25 protein-coding genes and 1 pseudogene are annotated in these 22,777 nt (G+C 36.2%); 6 read left to right on the forward strand and 20 right to left on the reverse strand.

The genetic code is table 11. The annotated features are described in order from the left end of the window. Positions 1-29: 29 nt before the first annotated feature. Positions 30-1,481, reverse strand: coding sequence for a pyruvate kinase (gene pyk, locus TH67_RS04265; RefSeq protein WP_072594508.1), 1,452 nt, complete (start codon positions 1,479-1,481; stop codon positions 30-32). A gap of 90 nt (positions 1,482-1,571) precedes the next feature. Here pyk and TH67_RS04270 point away from each other — a divergent pair, with 90 nt between their 5' ends. Then, positions 1,572-2,627 (forward strand): TRAP transporter substrate-binding protein, encoded by a 1,056-nt coding sequence (locus tag TH67_RS04270; RefSeq protein ID WP_021091622.1) that lies wholly within the window; start codon positions 1,572-1,574, stop codon positions 2,625-2,627. 121 nt (positions 2,628-2,748) lie between these two features. Here TH67_RS04270 and TH67_RS04275 read toward each other — a convergent pair whose 3' ends face one another. The 9 genes from TH67_RS04275 to gatC are packed head-to-tail and all read right to left on the reverse strand — an operon-like array spanning position 2,749 to position 10,206. Continuing rightward, a complete protein-coding gene (locus tag TH67_RS04275) occupies positions 2,749-3,537 on the reverse strand; it encodes a shikimate dehydrogenase (protein WP_072594509.1) in 789 nt (262 codons plus the stop codon). Then, on the reverse strand, positions 3,534-4,379 hold the full coding sequence (locus tag TH67_RS04280; RefSeq protein ID WP_072594510.1) for an SPOR domain-containing protein: 846 nt from the start codon (positions 4,377-4,379) through the stop codon (positions 3,534-3,536). Before TH67_RS04280 ends, TH67_RS04275 begins: the two co-directional genes overlap by 4 nt. A gap of 13 nt (positions 4,380-4,392) precedes the next feature. Then, positions 4,393-4,935 carry a DUF1882 domain-containing protein gene (locus tag TH67_RS04285; RefSeq protein WP_072594511.1) on the reverse strand — a complete coding sequence of 181 codons (543 nt, stop codon included), beginning with the start codon at positions 4,933-4,935 and terminating at the stop codon, positions 4,393-4,395. Continuing rightward, positions 4,935-6,179 (reverse strand): serine hydroxymethyltransferase, encoded by a 1,245-nt coding sequence (locus TH67_RS04290; RefSeq protein ID WP_072594512.1) that lies wholly within the window; start codon positions 6,177-6,179, stop codon positions 4,935-4,937. The genes TH67_RS04285 and TH67_RS04290 overlap by 1 nt, the downstream gene beginning before the upstream one ends. Continuing rightward, a complete protein-coding gene (lysS, locus tag TH67_RS04295) occupies positions 6,176-7,684 on the reverse strand; it encodes a lysine--tRNA ligase (protein WP_235044201.1) in 1,509 nt (502 codons plus the stop codon). The genes TH67_RS04290 and lysS overlap by 4 nt, the downstream gene beginning before the upstream one ends. A 4-nt stretch (positions 7,685-7,688) precedes the next feature. After that, positions 7,689-8,156, reverse strand: coding sequence for a Fur family transcriptional regulator (locus tag TH67_RS04300; protein ID WP_021091630.1), 468 nt, complete (start codon positions 8,154-8,156; stop codon positions 7,689-7,691). Position 8,157: 1 nt separating this feature from the next. Beyond that, the gene (locus tag TH67_RS04305; protein WP_072594513.1) at positions 8,158-8,769 is read right to left on the reverse strand and encodes a CvpA family protein; all 612 of its coding nucleotides are present in this window, start codon (positions 8,767-8,769) and stop codon (positions 8,158-8,160) included. Further along, the gene (locus TH67_RS04310; RefSeq protein WP_072594514.1) at positions 8,769-9,908 is read right to left on the reverse strand and encodes a type IV pilus twitching motility protein PilT; all 1,140 of its coding nucleotides are present in this window, start codon (positions 9,906-9,908) and stop codon (positions 8,769-8,771) included. Before TH67_RS04310 ends, TH67_RS04305 begins: the two co-directional genes overlap by 1 nt. A 10-nt stretch (positions 9,909-9,918) precedes the next feature. After that, positions 9,919-10,206, reverse strand: coding sequence for an Asp-tRNA(Asn)/Glu-tRNA(Gln) amidotransferase subunit GatC (gene gatC, locus TH67_RS04315; RefSeq protein WP_072594515.1), 288 nt, complete (start codon positions 10,204-10,206; stop codon positions 9,919-9,921). 127 nt (positions 10,207-10,333) lie between these two features. Between gatC and TH67_RS04320 the strand changes: the two genes are divergently transcribed. From TH67_RS04320 to hisG, 5 genes and pseudogenes are all read left to right on the forward strand, one after another. Then, entirely contained in the window at positions 10,334-10,897 is a 564-nt protein-coding gene (locus TH67_RS04320) for a hypothetical protein (protein WP_072594516.1), read from the forward strand. Next, entirely contained in the window at positions 10,897-11,904 is a 1,008-nt protein-coding gene (locus TH67_RS04325; protein ID WP_072594517.1) for an L-seryl-tRNA selenium transferase, read from the forward strand. Before TH67_RS04320 ends, TH67_RS04325 begins: the two co-directional genes overlap by 1 nt. Beyond that, positions 11,901-12,233 (forward strand): hypothetical protein, encoded by a 333-nt coding sequence (locus TH67_RS04330; RefSeq protein ID WP_072594518.1) that lies wholly within the window; start codon positions 11,901-11,903, stop codon positions 12,231-12,233. The genes TH67_RS04325 and TH67_RS04330 overlap by 4 nt, the downstream gene beginning before the upstream one ends. Further along, positions 12,220-12,849, forward strand: a complete 630-nt coding sequence (locus TH67_RS04335) for a type III pantothenate kinase (protein ID WP_072594519.1) — start codon at positions 12,220-12,222, stop codon at positions 12,847-12,849. Before TH67_RS04330 ends, TH67_RS04335 begins: the two co-directional genes overlap by 14 nt. After that, a pseudogene (gene hisG, locus TH67_RS04340) lies at positions 12,846-13,455 on the forward strand (ATP phosphoribosyltransferase). Before TH67_RS04335 ends, hisG begins: the two are co-directional and overlap by 4 nt. Positions 13,456-14,490: 1,035 nt before the next feature. On the opposite strand, the gene TH67_RS04355 reads toward hisG, so the two are convergent. The 10 genes from TH67_RS04355 to accA all read right to left on the reverse strand — a co-directional run bounded on the left by TH67_RS04355 (position 14,491) and on the right by accA (position 22,776). Further along, complete coding sequence (locus TH67_RS04355; protein WP_072594520.1) at positions 14,491-15,135, reverse strand: ABC transporter ATP-binding protein; 645 nt, start codon at positions 15,133-15,135, stop codon at positions 14,491-14,493. Then, complete coding sequence (gene tsf / locus TH67_RS04360; protein WP_072594521.1) at positions 15,135-16,199, reverse strand: translation elongation factor Ts; 1,065 nt, start codon at positions 16,197-16,199, stop codon at positions 15,135-15,137. The genes TH67_RS04355 and tsf overlap by 1 nt, the downstream gene beginning before the upstream one ends. Continuing rightward, positions 16,199-16,987 carry a 30S ribosomal protein S2 gene (gene rpsB / locus TH67_RS04365; protein ID WP_002941277.1) on the reverse strand — a complete coding sequence of 263 codons (789 nt, stop codon included), beginning with the start codon at positions 16,985-16,987 and terminating at the stop codon, positions 16,199-16,201. The genes tsf and rpsB overlap by 1 nt, the downstream gene beginning before the upstream one ends. A gap of 145 nt (positions 16,988-17,132) precedes the next feature. Further along, complete coding sequence (locus tag TH67_RS04370; RefSeq protein WP_021091731.1) at positions 17,133-17,348, reverse strand: acetyltransferase; 216 nt, start codon at positions 17,346-17,348, stop codon at positions 17,133-17,135. A gap of 77 nt (positions 17,349-17,425) precedes the next feature. Beyond that, positions 17,426-18,205, reverse strand: a complete 780-nt coding sequence (locus TH67_RS04375) for a DUF4198 domain-containing protein (RefSeq protein WP_081370909.1) — start codon at positions 18,203-18,205, stop codon at positions 17,426-17,428. A 155-nt stretch (positions 18,206-18,360) separates the two neighbouring features. Then, positions 18,361-19,092 carry a polyphenol oxidase family protein gene (locus tag TH67_RS04380; RefSeq protein ID WP_072594522.1) on the reverse strand — a complete coding sequence of 244 codons (732 nt, stop codon included), beginning with the start codon at positions 19,090-19,092 and terminating at the stop codon, positions 18,361-18,363. A 9-nt stretch (positions 19,093-19,101) separates the two neighbouring features. Then, positions 19,102-19,716 carry a riboflavin synthase gene (locus TH67_RS04385; RefSeq protein WP_072594523.1) on the reverse strand — a complete coding sequence of 205 codons (615 nt, stop codon included), beginning with the start codon at positions 19,714-19,716 and terminating at the stop codon, positions 19,102-19,104. A gap of 215 nt (positions 19,717-19,931) precedes the next feature. After that, positions 19,932-20,783 (reverse strand): YwqG family protein, encoded by an 852-nt coding sequence (locus TH67_RS04390; protein WP_072594524.1) that lies wholly within the window; start codon positions 20,781-20,783, stop codon positions 19,932-19,934. Between the two features lie 10 nt (positions 20,784-20,793). Beyond that, positions 20,794-21,648 (reverse strand): CbrC family protein, encoded by an 855-nt coding sequence (locus TH67_RS04395; RefSeq protein ID WP_072594525.1) that lies wholly within the window; start codon positions 21,646-21,648, stop codon positions 20,794-20,796. A 192-nt stretch (positions 21,649-21,840) separates the two neighbouring features. Next, a complete protein-coding gene (gene accA / locus TH67_RS04400) occupies positions 21,841-22,776 on the reverse strand; it encodes an acetyl-CoA carboxylase carboxyl transferase subunit alpha (protein ID WP_072594526.1) in 936 nt (311 codons plus the stop codon). Between the last annotated feature and the right edge of the window lies 1 nt (position 22,777).

Consider the following 22,777-nt stretch of genomic DNA (forward strand, 5'->3'; position numbering starts at 1 on the left):
AATTTTAAAATTTGCAAGAGAGTATAAATTTACTCAGTTGCAAGCTCCAAATAATAATCAAGCTGATCGCGTCTGATGATACGTATAAGGTTCGTGCTACCCTCAACGCCCGTAGGGTGACCAGCAGTGACAAGATAGGTCTTGTCGTGTTCGACATATCCCTCTTCATACGCCTTTTTCATGACATTTGCTAAAAGTGAGCTAAGCTTTGTTTTTTCTAGTACAAGCGCTGGCGTAACACCCCAAGCAAGGGTAAGCATATGCGCTGTTTGCTCATCGTGAGCAACTGCGATGATGTCGATATTTGTGCGGTTTCTAGCCAATTTTATGGCCGATTTTCCTGAGCCAGTGATTGAGATTAATGCATCTGCTTTTATGCGAACAGCAAGAGATGCGGCACTACTTGCCACCATATCAGTCTCGTCAAAAAAGTCAAACTCATCAAATTTATTATATGGATAGATGCTTTGAGTTTGGATGATCGTTTTACTCATCGCCTCCACGACCGCGACTGGGTTTTTGCCTATCGCACTCTCCTCGCTTAACATAACAGCATCAGTGCCGTCTAATACAGCATTTGCCACGTCGCTGATCTCCGCTCTTGTGGCAGTTTCATGCTCTGCCATGCTTAGCATCATCTGGGTTGCTGTGATGACTGGCTTGCTTGCTGCATTTGCTTTTTTGATGATGAGCTTTTGGATAGTTGGAACCTTGTAAAATGGCACTTCTATGCCAAGATCGCCACGAGCTACCATGATACCATCACTCTTTGCGATGATGTCGTCTATATTTTCAACTGCGTCAAATTTCTCGATCTTGGATAAAACAGCAGCTCTTGAGCCAAATTCTTTTAAGATATTTTTTGCCTTTATTACATCATTTGCATCTTGTACGAAGCTAATAGCGACAAAATTTACGCCATGCTTTGCGCCAAATTTCATATCTTCTTTATCTTTTGGTGTGATGATCTCGATGCCAAGAGCTGTATTTGGGAAATTTACGCCTTTATTTGAGTTTAAAATTCCATCATTTTCAATGATAGTTTTTACTATTTCTTTACCTTCGCTAACGACCTTTGCTCTTATAGAGCCATCATAGAGATAGACATGCTCGCCAACCTTTAGCATAGGCAAAATTTGAGGCTGGTTTAGGCTTACTTTATAAATTCCTTTTTCCACTTTTTCACCAACGATATCCTCTGCGTAAATGCTTAGTTCATCACCAGCCTTTAGATAAAATGGCTCACTAAGCTTGCCAACTCTGATCTTTGGGCCGCAGATATCTTGTAAAATGCCTATTTTTTTATTTAACTTTTTTTCGATATTTCTTATCTTGTCAATGTTTGATTTATGGTATTCGTGTGTCCCATGGCTAAAATTTAAACGAAAGACATTAACACCTGCTTTTACCATCGCTTCCATTGTCTCTTCATTATCACTTGCTGGCCCCAAAGTAGCTACGATTTTCGTCTTTTTTATCATTTTATGCCCCATAAATTTGATTTTTGCGATTATAACACATTTTAATAATGTAATTTTTTGTATAATAGTCAAAATTTCAAAGGAGAAGATATGAATAAATTTTTATTAGCGTCTCTTGGTTTAGCAGCTGTTGCTTGCGTTGCTATGGGAGATGATAAAGTTTATAAGCTAAAGCTTGCTAGCTCATGGGAGAGCACTATGCCAGTGCTTGGTGATGTACCAAAAGAGCTAAAGGATAAAGTTGAAAAGATGAGCAATGGCAGACTTGAGCTAAGGATTGATTATCCATCAAAACATAAATCACCTTTTGCAATGCTTGATTTTGCTAAAAGCGGTCAATACGACATTACCTACACAAGTAGCTATTATTATAAAGGCAAAGATGCTAAAACTATATTTTTTACAGCAACTCCATTTATGATGAATACTGACGAGCAAACAGCTTGGTATGAATTTGGCGGCGGTAAGGAGCTTGAGGCAAAAGTTTACGATCCATACAACATCAAAATTTTTAGAGCTGGAAATACCGGCATGCAAATGGGTGGCTGGTTTAAAAAAGAGATCAAATCACTAGATGATATCAAAGGCTTAAAGATAAGAATTCCAGGCTTTGGTGGTGAAATTTACGCTAAGCTTGGCGCTAACATCAATACTATCCCAACTGGTGAGCTTTACATGGCTCTTGAGATGGGAACGATCGACTCAGTCGAATGGGTAAGCCCAGCTTATGATATGGCGCTTGGCTTTCACAAAGTGGCAAAATACTACTACACAGGCTGGCAAGAGCCAAACGGTGAAACTCAATTTTTCTTTAATAAAAAATCATACGAAAAACTTCCAGATGACCTAAAAGCGATCTTTGAAGCAGCTGCAGCAGAAGTAGCAAGAGATGCAAATACAAAAGTATTTTATTCAAACGTCGAGTACTGGGATAAAATGAAGAGCGAGTACCCAGACATCCAAGTAAAGTCTTTCCCACCAGAAGTAATCGCGGCTCTTAAAAAAGCCACAAATGAACTGCTAGATGAAGAGAGCGCTAAAGATCCATTATTTAAAGAGATCGTTGAGTCTCAAAGAGCTTTCCTTAAAAAAGCAAGAGAATGGACTAAAATTTCAGACTACGCTTATATCAAAACAAACGAATAGTAAAATTTAGCAGGGATTTTCCCTGCTTTTTATATTTATTCTAATTACTTTCAATAAAAATTTTAATCAAAATGTTTTTATGCAAGCCATAAATTTTTACAAAAATAAATACTGGTGGCTATTATAGATAGAAAATTTCTCTCATTGAGCGCTCGATCTTTGACTCATCAAGTGTATTGTTAAAAAATAAATTTAGTGCTAAAACCGCTTGATATAAAAGCATATCGGCCCCATCTTTTACACTAAGGCTGTTTTGCTTGGCCATTTCTAAAAATGGTGTCTGTTTGCCATAAATCACATCAAATGCGAATTTAGCATCCTTAAAAATGCTTTTTAAAATTTCTTTAGGTGCCGGTAAAAAATCATCCTTTAAACCAGCAGAGGTCGAGTTAATGACTAGATCAAATTTTTGCTCTTCGTAGTTATCCCAACTAAAGCATTTGTACTCATCTTTAAATTTCTCAAGCCTATCTTTGCTTCTATTTAGTATGCAAACATCAACGCCTTGTTCTTTTAATGCATAAGTTATGGCATTTGCAGTACCGCCAGCTCCAAGAACAATAGCTTTTTTTACATCTTTAAAATTTTTTATTGCTTTTAAAAATCCAGGTGCATCTGTATTGTGAGCATAAATTTTGTCATTTTTAAGCACAAGCGTATTTGCAGAGCCTATTTTGCGTGCTATATCCGAAGCTTCATCGGCTAAATTTAAAGCCCACTCTTTATGTGGAAGTGTTACATTTGCACCGTTTAATTTTAAGGATTTAAATTTATTGATTAATTCGCTGCCATCTTTTAGCAAGACTCTTGTATAAAGTGCTTTTAAGCCCAGGTCTGCAATGGCTTTATTGTGCAGCCTCGGAGATACCGAGTGAGCTATTGGATCTCCAAAGACTGCGAATGTTTTCATTTTGCTCTAAAGATAAAAGCGTCTTTATTGATATCTTTTCTAATATCGCCTACTGCTTTTTGAAGCGTTTTTTCATCAAATGGACCAACTAAAATTTTAGTCAGTTCACCAACTTTTATAGTTTTGTAGCTATATCCCTTAGCAACGATCTTTTTCATATATTCAGCATTTGGATTAAATTTACTAGTCACAAATACTTGAACATAAGAGCCTTTTGCAGCAGGTTCACTTTTAGCTACTTCAGCTTTTTTATCCGTTTTTTCTATTTTGGTTTCAGCCTTTTTTTCAATCTTTTTATCTACTTTATTTTCAGTTTTGGCTGGTTTTGCCTCGCTCTTTTTATCAGTAGTTGCTACTTTTTCGACTTTTTTAACTGGAGTATCCACCTTTGTCTCAGATTTTTTTGCTGGTATTTCTGCAGGCTTTTCGATAGGCTTAACTATCTCTTTTGGCTCTTCAGTTTTAGAAATAGGCTTATTGTTTTCTTTATCTTTTAGCTTTTTGATCATATCTTCAAATTCATCTTGTTGCTTATTTTCAGGCACGATCGGTACTTGCTCAAAGAGCTGTGTATCGCCTTTTTTATTGTCTGAATTTGTATCAGCTATCGGAGCTTGTCTATCTACTGGCTGCTCGGCTGGCACTGGAGGAAGCACTAGTCTTGAATCAGCTTCATTTTGCGCTTGTGAAGGATCGCTTGAATTTACTAGCTTCATAGCAACTACAATAATCAAAAAAAGTATAATAAGAGCTGCTATAAATATCAGAAGTTTTTTTAGTTTCAATCCTCTTGCGTCATCGTCTCTTTCTAAAAGAATATCTTTTAACTCATCGTTTTCCACTTTTTATCCTTAATTACATATATTTTGACCAACTAGCCCCACGCTCTTTTTGATAGAGCTTATAAGGCAGAGTTAGTATGTTAAACTCTTTTGGCATATCGATATTTGGAAACATTCTCCACTCTTTAGGCAACTTCTGTGAAAGCTTTGCATTGAGAACATTTGCTAGCTGACAAGCCTCATTTAGTGTGGTATGACCTTTATGTATATAAAGATGTAGATGTCCTGGCGTCTTACTCTCGTAGGCTGTAAAATTTATAAAGCCCTCTTCTCTTAAAAGAAGCTGGGCTTTATGCCAAAATCTATCTGGAGTTCTGCCGTTATAGTCAAAGACTATATTTTCAACTTTATCATTTGCATTTATTAAAGAGTGTGCGATAACAGCTTTGCCCTCTTCATGCTCTTTCATAATATTATAGGTCAGTGGCTCATTTATCTTTTCAAATTTATCAAAGAAAATTTTACCTCTGTATTCTATTTTATTAACGATCGTATCACGCTTGATATAGTAGTGAGTTGTAATAATCTTTATAAGTGCCGTATCAATACTTTGCATTAAAATGTCGCTTTATCATAGATTATAAATTTATGAGCAAGTTCAACTAGCTCAGCTTTTGTCTTCTCTTGCAAAGATGTGTTGTTTATATCGCTTAATACGTCAGCTATTTTGTTTGATATTAGTTCAAACTCAGCCTCTTTCATGCCACGGGCCGTAAGCGCAGGACTACCAACACGTATACCACTTGTGATAAATGGGCTTCTTGTCTCACCTGGAACCGTATTTTTATTTACCGTTATTCCAGCATTTCCAAGAGCGATATCTGCGTCTTTACCGCTAAATTCGCGGTTTAAAAAGCTCATCAAAATTAGATGGTTATCAGTACCACCACTCACTAGATCAAAGCCTCTTTTTATTAATACTTCACCTAATTTTTTAGCATTTGCTTTTACTTGTTTAGCATAAATTTTCCACTCAGGGCTAAGGTTGTGCTTAAAGCCAACTGCTTTTGCTGCGATAACATGAACAAGTGGTCCGCCCTGGATGCCTGGAAAAATAGAGGCATTTATCTTCTTAGCATACTCTTCGTTGTTTGTCATAATGATACCGCCTCTTGGGCCTCTTAGGGTTTTATGCGTAGTTGAGCTTACGACATCGCAGTATGGGAAAGGACTTTGATGCTCACCAGCAACAACAAGACCAGCAATGTGAGCAACATCTGCAAAAAGTATCGCCCCAACAGCATCAGCTATCTCTCTAAATTTTTTAAACTCGATCTCTCTTGTGTATGCACTTGCGCCACAAACGATCATTTTTGGTTTTACTATCTTTGCGATATCCATGACTCTATCGTAGTTTATGCGGCCATCAAGCTCGACGCCATAGAAAAAGCTCTCATACATCTTGCCAGAGCTACTGACCTTTGCACCGTGTGTTAAGTGTCCACCATGGCTTAGATCCATGCCTAAAATTTTATCGCCTGGATTAAGTAAAGCGCCATAAACGCCTTGATTTGCTTGAGAGCCTGAGTTTGGTTGAACGTTTGCAAATTCACATTCAAAAAGCTCTTTACATCTATCGATCGCTATTTGCTCGATCTCATCTACAAATTCGCAGCCACCATAATATCTCTTGCCAGGATAGCCTTCAGCGTATTTGTTTGTTAGGATTGAGCCCATTACTTCCATAACTTCTGGATATGTAAAATTTTCACTAGCGATCATCTCAAGGTGATCACATTGGCGTTTTAACTCTAAATTTACTAGATCGTAAATGTCCTTATCATAGCTTTGCAAACTCATTTTTCATTCTCCTTTATCTCATTTTTAAGTGGTCTCATCGCTGGGAAGAGCACAACATCACGTATTGATTTTTTATCCGTTAAAAGCATCACGAGCCTATCGATGCCTATGCCCTCACCTGCAACTGGTGGCATGCCGTATCCTAGGGCTTTTACATAGTCCTCGTCCATCTCATGTGCCTCGTCATCGCCTGCGTTTTTAGCATCGATTTGCGCTTTAAAGCGGTTGTATTGATCGATTGGGTCATTTAGCTCATTAAAGCCATTTGCTAGCTCGCGACCAGCGATAAATAGCTCAAATCTCTCAGCCACATCAGGGTTTGCGTCACTTCTTCTTGAAAGTGGACTGATCGAAATCGGATAATCAATAACAAATGTTGGGTGTATAAGCTTGCTCTCTACATAGTTATCAAATAGCTCAGCCTGCAAGTGACCAAGATCAAGCTTCTCATTTGCTTCAAGGCCATCAGCTCTTAGTTTTGCTAAAATTTTATCTTTGTCGTTTATTATGCTCTCATCTAGTCCGCCAATTTCAACTAGAGCTTTTTTGTAGCTTATTCGCTTAAATGGCTTACTAAAATCAATTTCCATGCCATCAAAATTTACAACTTTTTCCATATCTAGCTTGTCTAAAATGACATTAAAAAGATCCTCTGTAATGCCCATTAAATCGTGGTAGTTGTGGTATGCCCAGTAAAACTCTATACTTGTAAACTCAGGATTGTGAGTAAGATCCATACCTTCGTTTCTAAAATTTCTATTCATCTCATAAACAGCCTCAAAGCCACCTACTATAAGGCGTTTGAGGTATAATTCAGGTGCGATCCTTAGATATCTCTCAACTCCAAGAGCATTATGAAAAGTGATAAATGGCTTGGCGTTTGCACCGCCTGCTATTGGGTGTAGCATCGGTGTTTCAACTTCTAAAAAGCCTTTTTCTTCAAAAAATCTTCTAATCGTACTTATAATCACTGAGCGTCTTTTAAAATCAGCTCTAACTTCAGGATTCATTATCATATCAAGATATCTTTGGCGATATCTTGTCTCAACATCAACTAGACCATGATACTTCTCAGGAAGTGGGCTTATCGACTTTGAAGCAAGGCTAAGCTCGCTTACATGCATGGAAAATTCGCCAGTTCTTGTTATAAATGCATAACCTCTGACATAGACGATATCGCCTATCTCTACGTATTTTTTAACGATTTTAAACCACTCTGGATCAAGCGTTTTATTGCTAAAGTAAATTTGTAAATTTCCATCTTCATCTTCGATATTTGCAAAAACCGCTTTTCCAGCATCACGAATTAGTTTTATTCTACCTGCAAGACCTACTAGCTGACCTTCGGCCTTTTTCTCTTCTGTATCATTAATGTAGTTAAATTTTAGTCTAAATTTAGAGATATTCATATCTCTTCTAAGAAAATGCGGATATGGATTAATGCCTAAATTTCTTAGTTCGTCTATGCTTTGTAGTCGTTGAATCTCATGTTGGTTGTCAAATATCACCTTACTTTCCCTTTATATTATTTTTTGAGCATTTTTCACAAATTCCATAAAGCTGCATCATATGACCAGTTAGTTTAAAGCCATGATCTTTTGCGATACTGATTTGTCTTTTTTCTATCATTGGATCTTCAAATTCTATGATAAGACCGCACTTTCTGCATATCATATGGTCGTGATGTGGCTTTGTGGCAAGCTCAAATTTTTTACCTTGTGAACCAAAGCTGATCGATGTCACCATTTCTGATTCTTCAAGTAGATTTAGTGTTCTATAAACAGTTGCGATACCAATATTTAGCTCAGGGTGTGTTTCTTTTATAAAAAGATAAAGTCTTTCTGGAGTAAAGTGTTCGCCATTGTTGTATAGCGTTTTTAGTAAAATTTCACGCTGTTTCGTGTATTTTAAACCATTGTCGCGAAGCACTCTTTTGAATTTCTCAAGCAACGCATCATATTCTAAATTTTCTATCATCTTATTCCCCTTTTGTGATATTAGAGTCGGTATTTACACTAGCATTTGCATCCATTGAGATAAATGAATCAGTTTTATTTGTATCCATTGGTCTTGCCACTATCTCATCTAACTCACTTTTGATATTTTTCACATCAAGATTTGTTATCCATTTGCCAGTTTCTATCAAAACCGGATAGACTTTACTGTTCGCAAAATAAGGAGCAATTATATTATTTAGCGAAGTGCCAGATATTACAGCAACTACTGCCGAAAATGTTAAGAAAATTTTTCCACTTCCCATAACAAATCCACCAAGTCTATCCAAAAAACCAAGTCCGCTTACTGAAACTATTTTTGATAAAAATTTACCAACTAGTAAGCAAACTAGCCAAAAAACTAGCCAAAGAGAGATAAATGCAACAAACTGTAAAAATGAAGGATTTTCAAATTTATATATATTTTTAGTTATAAACTCACCAGATAGATCTGAAAACCTGCTAGCTATAATTAAGCCACCGATAAGTCCGATAAGTCCGAAAGCTTCTTTGATAAGTCCATTTAATATGCCTTTTATGCCAAGCATCAAGACAAGAGCGATAATAATAATATCAAACCACGTTACTAAATCCATTATACAGTTCCTATTAAATTTTGAAGTTCTTGCTGACTAGTTGAATAAGCTAGCGCATTTTCTTTTGTAATCTTACCCTCTTTTAGTACTTTCATCAAAGCCTGGGTTTGCGTACTCATACCAGTTTGTTGTTGATTTAGCTGCATCTGAGAGTAAATTTGATGTATTTTGTTTTCACGTATCAAGTTTGAGATAGCCATATTGTTTATTAAAATTTCATGCACCGCGCACCTTCCACCGCCTATCTTTGGGATTAGACTTTGTGAAACGACAGCAGTTAACGAAACACTAAGCATATTTCTTACTTGCAATTGCTCACTTCCATCGAAACTATCAACGATCCTATTTATAGTTTGAATGGCTGAATTTGTGTGAAGCGTACCAAAGACTAAGTGTCCAGTCTCAGCCGCCGTAATAGCCGTTGAAATCGTTTCTCTATCTCTCATCTCGCCCACAAGTATGATATCTGGGTCTTCACGAACCGCAGATTTTAGAGCCCTTGAGTAAGAAGTTGCGTCAGTGCCAATATTTCTATGAGAAAATAGAGCTTTTTTATTATTATGCACAAACTCGACTGGATCCTCAATTGTAATAATATGCTTTCTATAATTCAAATTTATCTCATTAAGCATGGCTGCAAGAGTTGTTGATTTACCACTTCCTGTCGGTCCAGTAACCAAAATAAGGCCTTTTTCACGCTTAATAATTTGTTTAAAAATTTGTGGGGCGTTTAACTCATCAAGAGATGGGATATTGATTGGGATTATACGAAAAGCAGCAGCCAAATCACCGTTCATGGTATAGTAATAGTTGCCACGAAAGCGACCAATATCTGGAAGCTCAATCGCAAAGTCAAGCTCTTTATTATTCTCAAGCTCACTTTTTTGTTCATCAGTAATCAAAGAAAAACATAAATTCTCTATATCCTTGCCATTTAATACGCCAAAATCAACGGGCTTTAAAGCACCGTCTACTCTTATTTGCGGCTCGGATCTTGAAACAAGGTGAAGATCGCTTGCCTTATCACTCACAACAGTTTTTAAAAGTGTTTTTATATCGCCAGCAAGATTATTAAGGCTATTATCTTCTGGTATTTTTACACTTAAATTCTTTGCCTGAAGCTGTTCGATTAGATCCATATTTTTACCATTATTCTATTATTTTTGGTACAGCAAAAAAATGCCCTTCACGCGAAGGAGCGTATTTCAAGATCGTATCAATCACATCGCTTGGTCTTGGCTCATCTTCTCTTAAAGGTGTGCCACCTTTTATAGAGCTAACTACAGCTTCATCGCTGCTTAGATCAAGTTCGTTTAAAATATCAACAAAAGATACAATCTCACTTAGTTGTTTTTTTACTTCTTCTCTTTTTTCATCACTGATTTGTAAGGCAGAAAGTTTTTCTAATTTATTTAAAAGAGTATCATCTATTTGCATTATATAAGTAACCTTATTAATTAATTTTGAGCCATTATATCACATTCAAGCTTTAATTTTGGGATAGTTTTAATTTAATTATGTTAAAATCTGCGAATTAAAATTTTTTAAAAATAAAGGAAAAGCGTTGGCTATAAAAGAAGATCTAACACAGATAAAACAAGAGATTGGTGCTCAAGAACAGTTTTTAGAAAGCATGATCAAAGGTGAGCGTTTCTTTAGAAAGTATAAAAAATTTATGATAATTGCCATTATTGTTGCCGTCATTGCAATTATTGGATTTTATTCGAACAAAATAATAAATGATAATAGAATTGAAGATGCAAATTTGGCTTACTCAAAGCTCATTTTAAATCCAAGCGATGCAAATGCCTTAAGCATTTTAAAAGAAAAAGAACCAAATTTATATGCACTTTTTTCACTTCAGCAAAAGCTTGATAAAAATGAGACAAATGGCATTAGTGAGCTTGCAAATTTAAAAGTAAATCCTATAGTAAAAGATATCATTCTTTCACAAAATGGTAATGCAAACACTCAAATTTTAAGCGAATATAGCACGCTCTTAAAAGGTTTTGAGCTTTTAAAACAAAACAAAATCAAAGAAGCAAATGATGAGTTTAATAAAATTTCACTCGACTCTCAACTTCAAACTTTAGTTAAAAATTTAAAACACTATCAGGGAATAAAATAATGAAAAAAATTACTCTTTTCTTGGCTTTTGCCTTGGCTTTAGTTTTAAGCGGATGTGGCACAAAAAGACAATATTTTGAGCCAGCTCAAACCTCTGGCAAAATTTCTTTGTCAAAAGATATGCCATCTTATATCAAATCAACAAATGCAAATGGTGCCACTCTTGACAACGGCAATATCATCACCAAAAATGGTCTAAATACAAACATCAAGTTGCCTGAAAATTTTAATTTCTTAAATGAAAACAACGGCCTTATCATCTCAGCTAGTATAAATGGCGATCTAAATGTGACAGATCCTAACGGACGCAGCGTTTATAGCAATAAATTTCCAACAGCAATCGTTGCTGCTTCTCTTGACCAAAACCTATTAGCAGCTATCAGTGCGGCAAACCACATCTATCTAATAGACATAAATACCGCAACAACAATAATGGAATATAGCTCGTCTAATATAGCAGCAGTTGATTCAAGGGTCGTAGCACCATTTTTTATGAGCTCGCTTATCGTTTATCCGGCATTAGATGGCAAAATTTACATAGTACAAAAAGAGACTGGTAGAATTTTACGTGACGTGGTCGTAAGCTCTGAAAATTTCTTTAATAACATCATATTTTTAGGCGTTGAGGGTGATAACCTAATAGCGGCAACAGCGAAAAAACTAATCGTCATTAACCCAAGTCAAACGGTTTATTATGACGGTGAGATCAAAGATGTACTAGTTAATAACGATGAAATTTATATCTTCAAAAAAGATGGTACGATCGTAAGAACAAATCTTATGCTAAAAGAGCAAAATAAAGTAAATTTCAAATTTGCCATCTTCTCAGCAGCTACTATTATCAATAATAAGCTCTACATAATCGAAAAAACAGGCTACGTTATAAAGACAAATTTAGACCTCAGTGGAGCTGAAATTTATGAGTTTAGCGATGAGATAAAAGATAAAAGCTTTATGGGCAATGGTGCCTTTTATTATGATAATGAGCTTGTTAATTTAGGGCAATGAACCAAAAAATTTGGGAGCTTTTTGAAGCCAGAAAAATTCTTTTAAAAGATATCAAAGCACTTAATACAAGTGAATTTAGCACAAAAAAGACGCTTGATATCTTTTGGGGAGTGGACAATAAGAGCTTTTACAATCTTGTCTTTTTAAGAAAAGCAAAAAGTAGATTGCTACGTAAAGAGGCTTTGGAGCTTGAAGAAATTTCTAAAAAAATAGAGATGAAATTCCAAACAAATCTAAGAAAAAAAACTATATTTTACAGCTCTGGCATTTGTTCTAAGGCCTTAAAAGAACTACAAGATAATAATTGGCGATGTTATGATTTTGTGTAATATAGGCAATACTAACGCTACATTTTTAGAAGATGGCAAAATCTCACGTATGAAAATTTCTGAGTTTAAAAGCTATAAACCAGAAAAAAAAGTATATTTTATATCCGTAAATGATGAAATTTTAAATCTTTTAAAAGATAATAAAATGTTTGTAAATTTAGAACCATTCTTTACTATTGATACAATATATCAGGGTCTAGGCATAGATAGAATCGCTGCATGCTACTCTATAAATAATGGTGTAATTGTCGATGCTGGAAGTGCGATAACGGTTGACATTATGGCAAATTCTATCCATCTTGGAGGATATATCTTGCCAGGCATTTCAAGTATGCTAAATGCCTACAAAAGTATCTCGCCACGACTTGATATCACTATAAATTCACAAATTGACATAGATGCTCTACCACAAAAAACAGCTGATGCTGTAAGTTATGGCATTATTAAACCAATAATAACTCTACTAGATAAACTAGCCGGTGACAAAAAAGTCTATTTTACTGGTGGGGATGGCGATTTTTTGTCCAAATTTTTTAAAAATGCTATTTGCGACAAGATGCTAGTTTTTCGTGCCATGCAAAAGCTAATAACCGAAAAGAAAGATATGATAATATGATAACAGTAGCACTACCAAAGGGAAGAATAGCCGAGGCAACACTAGAAATTTTTAGAAAAATTTTTGGCTCAAGTTTTTTATTTGAAGATAGAAAATTAATCCTTGAAGAAGGAAATTTTAGATTTTTAATGGTTCGCAACCAAGATATCCCAACTTACGTCACTGAAGGTGCAGCTGATATCGGTGTAGTGGGGCTTGACGTACTTGAAGAGCACAAGCCAAATGTTGTAAGGCTACTGGATTTAAAAATCGGACAGTGCAAAGTTTGTATTGGCATAAAAAACGACTCTGAACTAGATCTAAACCAGCCAGAGCTAAAAATAGCCACAAAAATGCCAAATATAACAAGAAATTATTTTACGAAACAAGCCGTAGCTGTAAAGATCATCAAGCTTTATGGCTCGATCGAACTTGCACCATTAGTTGGCTTAAGCGATGCGATAGTTGATGTAGTCGAAACTGGCTCAACCATGAAACAAAATGGGCTAAAGATCGCTGGTGATATCATGCAAAGCTCAGCTTATCTAATAGCAAATAAAAATAGTTTTATTATTAAAAAAAGATGAGATTTTAGAACTTTACAAAAAAATCAAAGAGGAAATTTAAAGTCCTGCTGCCTCATCATAAAGTACAAAAATTTCTCTAGTGATATAAAGTCCAACTATTCTCTTATAAATTCTTTTAGAATAATGCATTGGTAGTCACTGACACACTTTTTATATTAATTTATCTTAATAGATTGGTACTTATCCAAAGAGTGTCTAAATATTACAAAGATAGTAGTTTCTGACGAACTAAAAGCCAAGCATAAGCTAAAGCCTCATCACAAACATCTAGCTTTGATTGTATTGTTTGCCATCAAAATCAAGGTGATGAGTCCTAGTAAATTTAAAGCAATCGGTAATAATGAATGTTTATCCTACCATAAGAGTAAAAAGCTCTTAGCTGATAGACTGAAATTCATGGATACTCCAAAAGCAAATCCTCATAACTCAGTTCACAAATGATCCGACTTTATACTGCTCTAAGTGCCACGAGTAAGAAATTCCTCAATAGATATGGACCATGAAAAATTCAAAGAAATTTTTCTTTGGTGTTCCCAATGCGATTGATTGGCATAAGAATCTTAAAAACCGCTAGTATTTCGTATTTGATAATGGCTACACTAGCTGCCATACAAATGTGATAGATAGCAATAAAATATCAGCACAAGCTCAAAAGATACATGCTCACTAAAAAACTTCTTAGCAGTGATAAAGAGCTAAAATATGTAAGCTGTAACTATGGATGCAGGATATAGCGCTGACTTTAGAAATTACCTTGAATACTAAAAGCTAACATATAAAATTTATGAGAAAAAGGTACTAGAGTAAAAAATCTATGCTAAGAAAAATTCTTCAAAGATGAATATAAACCTACAAAAGAGGAAGAGAAATTTTTAAAACAAAAAGTCGATAAAGATGCTCAAAAAACAGCTGGCGGTATGGCTGAAAGTCTAAACTTTCTATTCATCAGGCAAGCGATTTAAGTTTGCCTGTTTCTACTTCTTACATAAAGCTTTTTAATAAAAATTTGTATTATAAATTGACTAAATTTACAAACATACTAAAAGATAAAATAGTAAATTTTGATCTTTAAAATTTAATAAATTCGTATAAGCTCTTTGTTCTCAAGCTTGTATGAGTTGTCACATTTAGCTGCTAGTTCGTTGTCATGAGTTACTAGAACAAGGGCAGCGTTATTTTCATTTATATAGTCAAATAAAACTTGCATCACTTCATTTGCTGTTTGCTTATCAAGGTTGCCCGTTGGCTCGTCTGCAAAGATGATCTTTGGCTTTTTGGTAAGCACTCTAGCGATACTAACACGTTGCTGCTGACCACCGCTTAGCTCGCCAACTTTTTGATTTATCACATTTAAAATTTTAAGCGCTTCAAGCTCTTTTTTTTCTATTTTTTCATCAGACAAGATGCTTGCAAGCTCAATATTTTCATAAGCACTAAATCCTTTAAAAAGATAGTGTGACTGGAAAATGATGCCAAAATTAAGCCTTCTAATAGCCAAAAGCTCGTTTTGTGAAAGCTCATAGATCGATCTATCTTGATAGATGACCTCACCAAAATTTGGTTTTAAAAGTGTTGAAAGTATGTGTAAAAGTGTTGATTTGCCACAACCGCTAACGCCGGTTATCGCGATGCTTTGTTTTTGATTGAGAGTTAAATTTATATTGTTAAAGAGCGTATAATCATACGCAAAGCCTAGATTAGACGCTCTTAAAATTTCCATTAGCCTATTTGAGCAGCAACTTCTGCAGCAAAGTCATCTACTTTTTTCTCTAAGCCTTCGCCAAGCTCGAAACGAACGTATTTTACGATCTCGATCTTGCCGCCAAGCTCTTTGCTTTTATCTTCGATAACTTGTTCGATAGTCTTTTTATCGTCCATTACATAAAACTGACCTAAAAGTGTAAGGCGTTGATCAAGCACTGTGTTATCAGCGTAAAATCTCTCGATCTTACCAGGGATGATCTTGTCCCAAATTTTCTCAGGTTTGCCCTCAGCTTTTAGCCCTTCTTCTATCGCTTTTGTGGCTTTTGCAAGCTCTGCCTCGCCTATTTGGCAGCGACTAGCATACTCAGGAATGTGGTGAAGTGGTTTGCCTAGGCGTTTTAGCTCTTCATTGTCTTTTTCGAGCTCAGCACGAAGTGCGATAAATTCTTTCTCAACAAAATCTTTATCAAGGTCTTTGTAGCTTATAACGCTTGGCTTCATAGCAGCTGCGTGCATACATAAATTTCTTATAAATTCAGCTGCTTTATTTGCAACTTCTGCGCTTTCGCAAGCTGCACCAATAAGCACACCAACACGGCCATTTGAATGAACATAACCATTTACCACGCCCTTATCATCAGCGCTAATAGTCTCAAATCGGCGAACTACAAGGTTTTCGCCGATAGTTGCGATCTGAGTTTTAAAGTAATCTTCAAATTTAGCACCATTTAAAGTGCTTGCGTTTAGCTCTTCAACTGTTGTTATGCCGCTTGATTGGATGTGAGCTGTTGCATCTTTTGCAAGTGCTTGAAACTGTGGATTTCTAGCAACGAAGTCAGTTTCAGAGTTGATCTCGCTAATAGTTGCTTTTTTGCATTTTGAGCAAACTTCAACACTTACTAAGCCCTCGCTTGCAAGGCGGTCAGCCTTTTTAGCAGCTTGGCCTAGGCCCTTTTCACGAAGGATATCAACAGCTTTTTCCATATCACCATTTGCTTCGCCAAGTGCTTTTTTGCAGTCCATCATGCCAGCTCCGGTTGATTCGCGGAGCTCTTTTACCATTTGTGCAGTTATTTCCATTATTCTTCGTCCTCGCCAAAGTCTTCTTCGCTCATAGCCTCAGCTACAACTGCGTCTTTCTCATCTTGGCTTACTTCTTCGCCAGCAGCTTGCTCGCCACCATCTTGCTCAAGAAGTGATTTACCTTCGTTGATAGCTTCAGCCATCTCTTGGCAGAAAAGCTGAACAGAACGGATCGCATCGTCGTTTCCTGGGATCGGATAGTCGACAACGTCAGGATCGCAGTTTGTATCAATAGGTGCTACAACTGGAATTTTTAAACGGTTAGCCTCTTGAACAGCGATCTTTTCTTTAACTGTATCAACAACAAATATCATATCAGGTAGGCTTTTCATATTGCGGATACCGCCAAGAGTTGCGATAAGCTTCTCTTTTTTGCGGCGAAGCATTAAAGCCTCTTTTTTAGTTAACAAATTTATCGAACCATCTTCTTCCATAGTTTCGATAACTTCTAGTTTGCGGATAGACTGGCGGATAGTACCAAAGTTTGTCATCATACCACCTAGCCAGCGGTGATTTACATAAGGCATTCCACATTTTTCAGCGTACTCTTTTATAGCATCGATAGCTTGTTTTTTAGTACCAACAAATAGCACTGACTTACCTTCAGCAGCTGCATCACGAACGATGTTGTAAGTGTAGCGGAAGTAGCGGATAGTTTTTTGTAGATCTATAATATAGATACCTTTTCTCTCGCCAAAGATAAATTTTTTCATCTTTGGATTCCAGCGGCGTGTTTGGTGACCAAAATGTACGCCACACTCTAATAAATCTCTCATAGTTACCATGAGTTTCTCCTTGTTTTAGGCATTTTGCCTTGAATTTAGTTTTATCCTCCACGACCATTAATGCTTTCGCACAACCAAATTTAGGATTGTCGTGTGTGAAGTAAAGGGGGATTATACTTAAAATAATATGAATTTAAACTAAAGTTTATTTACTTAATTGTGAGTCTTCTTCGATTTTTATTAACTTAGCAAAAATTTCTGCCATTGCTTGCCTTTGTTCGGATGAAATTTCAAGCTTCTTAACATTTAAAAGAATGCTTACAAACTCCTCGTTTTGTAGTGTTTCTACGCCAAATTTTCTTGCGTTTGTAGTGATTTTTAGCACAAGAGGATTTTTTGATTTAAAGTTTTCGTAAGGCATTCTTTCTCTACTTTCAAAATTACAAAGCGATTATAAAAAATTTATAATAAATTCGGACTCAAATTTATATCAAACTTTTATTCTTTTATCTCAAAACTAAGTGTCGTTTTTAACGTCTCTTTGTCACACTTCGTAGCATCTGGATAAGGTCTTTCATAAATCACCTCAAATACCCAAAATCCTGGTCTTAGAGCTAACACTTCAGTGATGCCTTGCTCATCAGTCATACCGTAAAACGCATGCTTATGGTCTAAAAATCCAACAAAAGTACCAGTTAGTTTGGCTCGCTCTAGCGGCTTTCCATCAGCAAAAACCTGCAATTTAAAAGGCTTATCCACTCTAAATTCCACTGGGTTTTGTAGCGGTACGATCTCGATTTTAACTCCAACAGGTTTAGTTACGAAGCCATCTATTTCACCTAAATTTAAGACTCTTTTAGATGTTATCGTCATCAGCCGGCAAATCTGTATATCGCTTAGATCCTTTAGATCAAGCTTAGTTTTGTCTATTAGCCACTTGCCATCACTACGTTTTTTAAGCGAATACATAGGATTTTGCTGTGCTAGTAAGATATATGTGCCTTTGTCTAATCTTTCGCCCTCGTAGCGGTAGTTCTCACCACTTTGTATAAGCTTCTTTTTGTTACCATCTTTACTTATTATAGTAATTGGCGCAAAAAGATGGACGCGTTCGGCCATAATAGGCTCTAGCTTTGGAAAATCGTCGCTATAACCCATGTTTGCGATAAATTTTCCTAGCTTTTCATCATTAGCTCCATCTACCCAAAACATGTGTGCTTGCACCATATAAAAGGCTCCTGTTAACATAATGGCGGTCAAAATTTTACCTATTTGCATGATTTTCCTTGTTGTTCTTTTTGAGAGTTGATGTCAAATTGTAGCTAAAAATTATTATATTTAGCCATTTTTTAGATCAAATTAAATATCAAAGCATTCAATACAACCTAGCTGACAAATTTTAATAGGCAAGTAATGAAACTAAAAATCTGCGTTTATCTTTTACTGTTTACCGATGTAGCTCTATTCATCACAAATCCACAAAACCGCCCAGTCATACTCTGTTTGCGGTATGAGAATAATTCATCTCTCTCAAAAGTGCAACGAGGATCTAGCGATATTTGCTCTACCCCGAGCTTAGCAAATTCGTCTAATAAAGCTGCGTTTATATCAAATTTTCCATCATTTTTATATCGGTTAAATTCACCAAGATCTAGCTTGCCTACTTCGTAGTTTTGCACTTTGATATTTGCGCCTATAAATACGCGTAAATTATTAGCACAGCAACCAAACTCACTCGTCATCAGCCCTACCGCATTTGTGCAAATTTTACTAGTAACGCCTGCGCGTCCCGCATGCACAGCTGCGACTACGCCAAGATGTTCATCTATTATCAAAACAGGCGCACAGTCAGCGACTAAGACGCAAAGCGCCACGCCTTTTAATGATGTTATCACACCATCACACGGAGGTAGATCATCGTTAAAACCTTGCAAAATTTCCACTTTATTTGAGTGGATCTGGCTCATAAATTTTAAATTAACAGGCATAATGCCAAGCGCCGTTGCTAAAATTTCACGATTTTGTGCGACCTTTAGTGGATCATCGCCAACATGATCTGCTAAATTTAAGCTCTCAAAAGCACCCTCACTCACACCGCCAAACCTGTTAGTAAAGCCAGCAATAAAGCCATTTCTATCAAAAACTATCTCTAAATTTTCACGCATTTTATCCACCTAGTAAAGGCTAGAAATTCGCTCAACATCGTCCCAGCTAAGGCCACTATCTTGTTTGCAAAAAAGCTGCCTAGCTACGTAGCGAGCCAAAAGATCACTTTCGATATTTACGCGCCTGCCAACCTTAAAAGTACCAAAAAGGCTATCTCTAAATGTAATCGGTATGATCGTTAGCCTTATGCCATTTGGCAAAATTTCATTTATGGTTAGGCTCACTCCCTCGACGCCCACCGAGCCTTTATTTGACATCAAGCTCATAGCCTCGCGTGGCAAGTCGATGTAAAAATCAACCCCATTCTCATTCTTTTTGATATTTGAAATTTTACCGATAAAATCGATATGTCCTTGCATTAAATGCCCATCTACTCGGTCTCCTAGCCTCATCGCTGGCTCGATATGCACTCTTTCTTTTAAATTTTCAACCGCGATATTTGCCCTACTCTCTGCACTTAGCTCCACACTAAAGCCATCTTCATGCAGTTTTATTACACTCAGGCAAGCACCATTTACAGCAATGCTATCGCCTAAATTTGGACGAAAATTTGCCTTTAGCCTTAAAATATTTTGTGAATAACTAACAACCTGTGCGATCTCACGAATCAAGCCATTAAACATATTTTGCCTTTAAATTTTTTAAGGATTTTACTAAATTTTGCCTAAATTTGGGCATTACCATCTTTGATTATTTTATATATTTAAGTAGTTAGTGGTAGAAATTGCAGTGAAATTTTGGCAATCGCACTAAAAATGTTAGTAAAAATTTATTGTGTAACCCTAGTATAAAATTTCCCTATAAATTCTAATTTTTATCTTTTATAAATTCGACAGCCTTAGCTTGTCTGCAAAACTAGCCACGTCTTGCTAAAATCGCGTGCTACCAGATCATCCCTCTTTATCCACAGATAAATTCTGCCCTCTCCGTCCCAGTCCATATCGCCCTCATCATCACTATCTATCTGTAAAAGTAGTTGCCACTGGGCAGAATTTTTCTCAAATTCCGCTATTCTTGGGTGGTGATAAGCGCTACCATCACCACAGCTAAGCCCATTTGTAACTAGCTCACACTCTAGCTCCATACCATCTTGGACATTATCGGAGTGCCCAAGGAGCTTATTTTCTTTAGCCTGCCAGCTTGGCTCAATAACCTCATGATAGGCCTCCCACTCAGCCTCACTAATTTTACTAAATGGTACAATCGAGCTTTGTAAATTTGGCAAATTTATCTCATTTTCAAAGCTAAGCAAGCGCGCATTAAATGTAGAATTTTCTCCCTCTAAACTCTCCGCTCTCCTGCGAGAAAGTGGCCCATGATTTACATCAGAAAAGATCACTGCAAAGCCGTTTTTATCGGTAGGATCATAGCCCCAAACACGCAAATTTCTATCATAAAAGAGATAGAGCATTCCGCTTTTTGGCAGTAGTGAGTCAATGTCAAATTTGCTAGCTTCAGCAAAATTTATCTGTGCCACAAAACTCAAAGCGCCATTTTCATTTGAAGGCCACGATAAACCATCTGGCAGATCTGGTGAGCCGCCAAATTTAGACGCTCCAACAGCGATATCATTGTCATTTTTAGCTTGCACATCTATCCTTATGGCATTTCTTGCTAGTGGCGATAAAAGTTTAAAAAGTTCATCCAGCCCACGCTCTTTACAACCTTTAGAAATTTTTGCAATATCCATATTTTCCTCTTTAACAAGCATCAACGTATATATGATACTTCTTACAATGCAAACAACGAAACAAATATCCAGCAATATCGCCAGCTTTAACAAGATATTCGCGTAGCATTTTATCGTCATATTCGGCTCTTTTTGCATAGTCCTCAAAGATCTCGTCTGCTATACCCATTTCTTCAAGCTCTTTTGTTCCAACATCACCTAAAAATTCGCAATAATCATCACAACAAGCTATCCAATGCTCGCCCTGCCAGCTCTCGTAGCCCGGGGTTCTTCTAAAGAGTTCGTCATCCTTTTTAGCATCACTTGTAGTTAGTTTGTCAGCATCTTGCACAAATGTTGCGTCAAATTTCTTAGCAGCCTTACCACTAGAAATACAAGTAGGACAAAGATACGAAATATCTTGCTCGCAATAAATGCTACCGCTATAATAAACTTCAGTATCTTTGCCACAACACTCACACAAGATGCTCATATCATCTTTAAATGCGCCAGTTTTTAAAGGGTTAGGATGGTAGATAAATTTTGGCAGCGTGATAGCTTTGTCTTTTTGAGCTAAAATTTGACCTCTACTTTTTGGGCGAGGCAGCGCCCATTTATCATTTTCGTCAATGAATTGCACTAGATGGCCAAGTGCCTTTAGCTGTTTTTTATCACCTTTGTCATGTATTTTTAAAAGTAAGTCGTAAGCACTCTTTCTCATAGATAAAAGCTGATAAACATCGACTAAAACATACTTTGCGCAAATGTCATCACAATTTTCCAACTCTTCTTTAAACTGATAGAGTGCCTCAATGCTAGAAGCATTGCCATTATTTTTATAATATTCTTTTGAAAGAGTGATATATTTTTCTTGAAATTTATTCATTAATACTCTTTATGTAGATTTGACATTAACAATTTTAGTTTTTAAATCTTAAAGATATAAAAGCTAGTATAAAAATTATGGCTGTTAAAGCGATTAAATTTATATTGATTTTTAAATTGTTTTAGTATTTTGGTAGATGATGCCACAAACAAATTTAATAAGCATTCTTATAAAATTGTTGTGACTATAAATTTATTCTTCAAATGCTCCGATAGAGAGAATTTTTTCTATTCTTTTTGCTACAAGATCATTTACATCAAGCTTTTCAAGCTCAGCTAGCTCTGAAATAAAATAATTTGCAAGTGCTTTTGCAGCACCATCTTTATCTCTATGGGCTCCATTTATCGGCTCGTCTATAACAGCATCAATCAGTGATAGACTTTTTAAATCATCAGCTGTTATTTTCATAGATTTTGTAGCTTGTTCTTGTTTAGCTGGATCATTCCAAAGTATTGCCGCACAGCCTTCTGGCGAAATAACCGAAAACACAGAATTTTTCATCATGGCAAGTCTATCAGCCACACCAATAGCTAAAGCACCGCCACTTCCACCTTCGCCGATAACAACAGCAATTATTGGAGTTTTTAAATTTGCAAACTCAAATAAATTTCTAGCTATAGCTTCACTTTGTCCTCGCTCTTCAGCTCCAACACCTGGATATGCGCCTGGAGTATCTATGAGAAATAAAATGGGTAGATTAAATTTCTCAGCCATTTTTGCAACTCTAAGAGCTTTGCGATAACCCTCAGGATGAGGCATACCAAAATTTCTTCTTAATTTGTTTTTAGTGCCACGGCCTTTTTGCTCGCCTATAACGACAGTCTTTTTGCCTCCGATATAGCCGATGTAGCAAACTATCGCTGGATCATCTCTAAATGCTCTATCTCCATGAATCTCATATCCATCAATCAAAAACGCATTAATATAATCAATAGAATATGGTCTATCTGGATGACGAGCAAGTTGCAAACGTTGATATTCGTTTAAATTTTTATATATTTTTGATATCTCTTTAGATAAATTCTTATTTAAAATTTCAACAGCATGTTCATCGCCTCTGATCTTAGCATTTGCTATATCTTCATCAATTTGCTTTATGCTTTTTTCAAAATCTAAATAATTTGACATC

It is taken from the genome of Campylobacter concisus (assembly GCF_001891085.1).
GTDB lineage: Bacteria > Campylobacterota > Campylobacteria > Campylobacterales > Campylobacteraceae > Campylobacter_A > Campylobacter_A concisus_O.

What these genes read in the sequence shown, in the direction of transcription:
- pyk (WP_072594508.1), bottom strand. Translation starts at nt 1,481, where the DNA reads ATGATAAAAAAGACGAAAATCGTAGCTACTTTGGGGCCAGCAAGTGAT.
- TH67_RS04270 (WP_021091622.1), top strand. Translation starts at nt 1,572, where the DNA reads ATGAATAAATTTTTATTAGCGTCTCTTGGTTTAGCAGCTGTTGCTTGC.
- TH67_RS04275 (WP_072594509.1), bottom strand. Translation starts at nt 3,537, where the DNA reads ATGAAAACATTCGCAGTCTTTGGAGATCCAATAGCTCACTCGGTATCT.
- TH67_RS04285 (WP_072594511.1), bottom strand. Translation starts at nt 4,935, where the DNA reads ATGCAAAGTATTGATACGGCACTTATAAAGATTATTACAACTCACTAC.
- TH67_RS04290 (WP_072594512.1), bottom strand. Translation starts at nt 6,179, where the DNA reads ATGAGTTTGCAAAGCTATGATAAGGACATTTACGATCTAGTAAATTTA.
- TH67_RS04300 (WP_021091630.1), bottom strand. Translation starts at nt 8,156, where the DNA reads ATGATAGAAAATTTAGAATATGATGCGTTGCTTGAGAAATTCAAAAGA.
- TH67_RS04305 (WP_072594513.1), bottom strand. Translation starts at nt 8,769, where the DNA reads ATGGATTTAGTAACGTGGTTTGATATTATTATTATCGCTCTTGTCTTG.
- TH67_RS04310 (WP_072594514.1), bottom strand. Translation starts at nt 9,908, where the DNA reads ATGGATCTAATCGAACAGCTTCAGGCAAAGAATTTAAGTGTAAAAATA.
- gatC (WP_072594515.1), bottom strand. Translation starts at nt 10,206, where the DNA reads ATGCAAATAGATGATACTCTTTTAAATAAATTAGAAAAACTTTCTGCC.
- TH67_RS04325 (WP_072594517.1), top strand. Translation starts at nt 10,897, where the DNA reads ATGAAAAAAATTACTCTTTTCTTGGCTTTTGCCTTGGCTTTAGTTTTA.
- TH67_RS04330 (WP_072594518.1), top strand. Translation starts at nt 11,901, where the DNA reads ATGAACCAAAAAATTTGGGAGCTTTTTGAAGCCAGAAAAATTCTTTTA.
- TH67_RS04335 (WP_072594519.1), top strand. Translation starts at nt 12,220, where the DNA reads ATGATTTTGTGTAATATAGGCAATACTAACGCTACATTTTTAGAAGAT.
- TH67_RS04355 (WP_072594520.1), bottom strand. Translation starts at nt 15,135, where the DNA reads ATGGAAATTTTAAGAGCGTCTAATCTAGGCTTTGCGTATGATTATACG.
- tsf (WP_072594521.1), bottom strand. Translation starts at nt 16,199, where the DNA reads ATGGAAATAACTGCACAAATGGTAAAAGAGCTCCGCGAATCAACCGGA.
- rpsB (WP_002941277.1), bottom strand. Translation starts at nt 16,987, where the DNA reads ATGGTAACTATGAGAGATTTATTAGAGTGTGGCGTACATTTTGGTCAC.
- TH67_RS04370 (WP_021091731.1), bottom strand. Translation starts at nt 17,348, where the DNA reads ATGCCTTACGAAAACTTTAAATCAAAAAATCCTCTTGTGCTAAAAATC.
- TH67_RS04375 (WP_081370909.1), bottom strand. Translation starts at nt 18,205, where the DNA reads ATGCAAATAGGTAAAATTTTGACCGCCATTATGTTAACAGGAGCCTTT.
- TH67_RS04380 (WP_072594522.1), bottom strand. Translation starts at nt 19,092, where the DNA reads ATGCGTGAAAATTTAGAGATAGTTTTTGATAGAAATGGCTTTATTGCT.
- TH67_RS04385 (WP_072594523.1), bottom strand. Translation starts at nt 19,716, where the DNA reads ATGTTTAATGGCTTGATTCGTGAGATCGCACAGGTTGTTAGTTATTCA.
- TH67_RS04390 (WP_072594524.1), bottom strand. Translation starts at nt 20,783, where the DNA reads ATGGATATTGCAAAAATTTCTAAAGGTTGTAAAGAGCGTGGGCTGGAT.
- TH67_RS04395 (WP_072594525.1), bottom strand. Translation starts at nt 21,648, where the DNA reads ATGAATAAATTTCAAGAAAAATATATCACTCTTTCAAAAGAATATTAT.
- accA (WP_072594526.1), bottom strand. Translation starts at nt 22,776, where the DNA reads ATGTCAAATTATTTAGATTTTGAAAAAAGCATAAAGCAAATTGATGAA.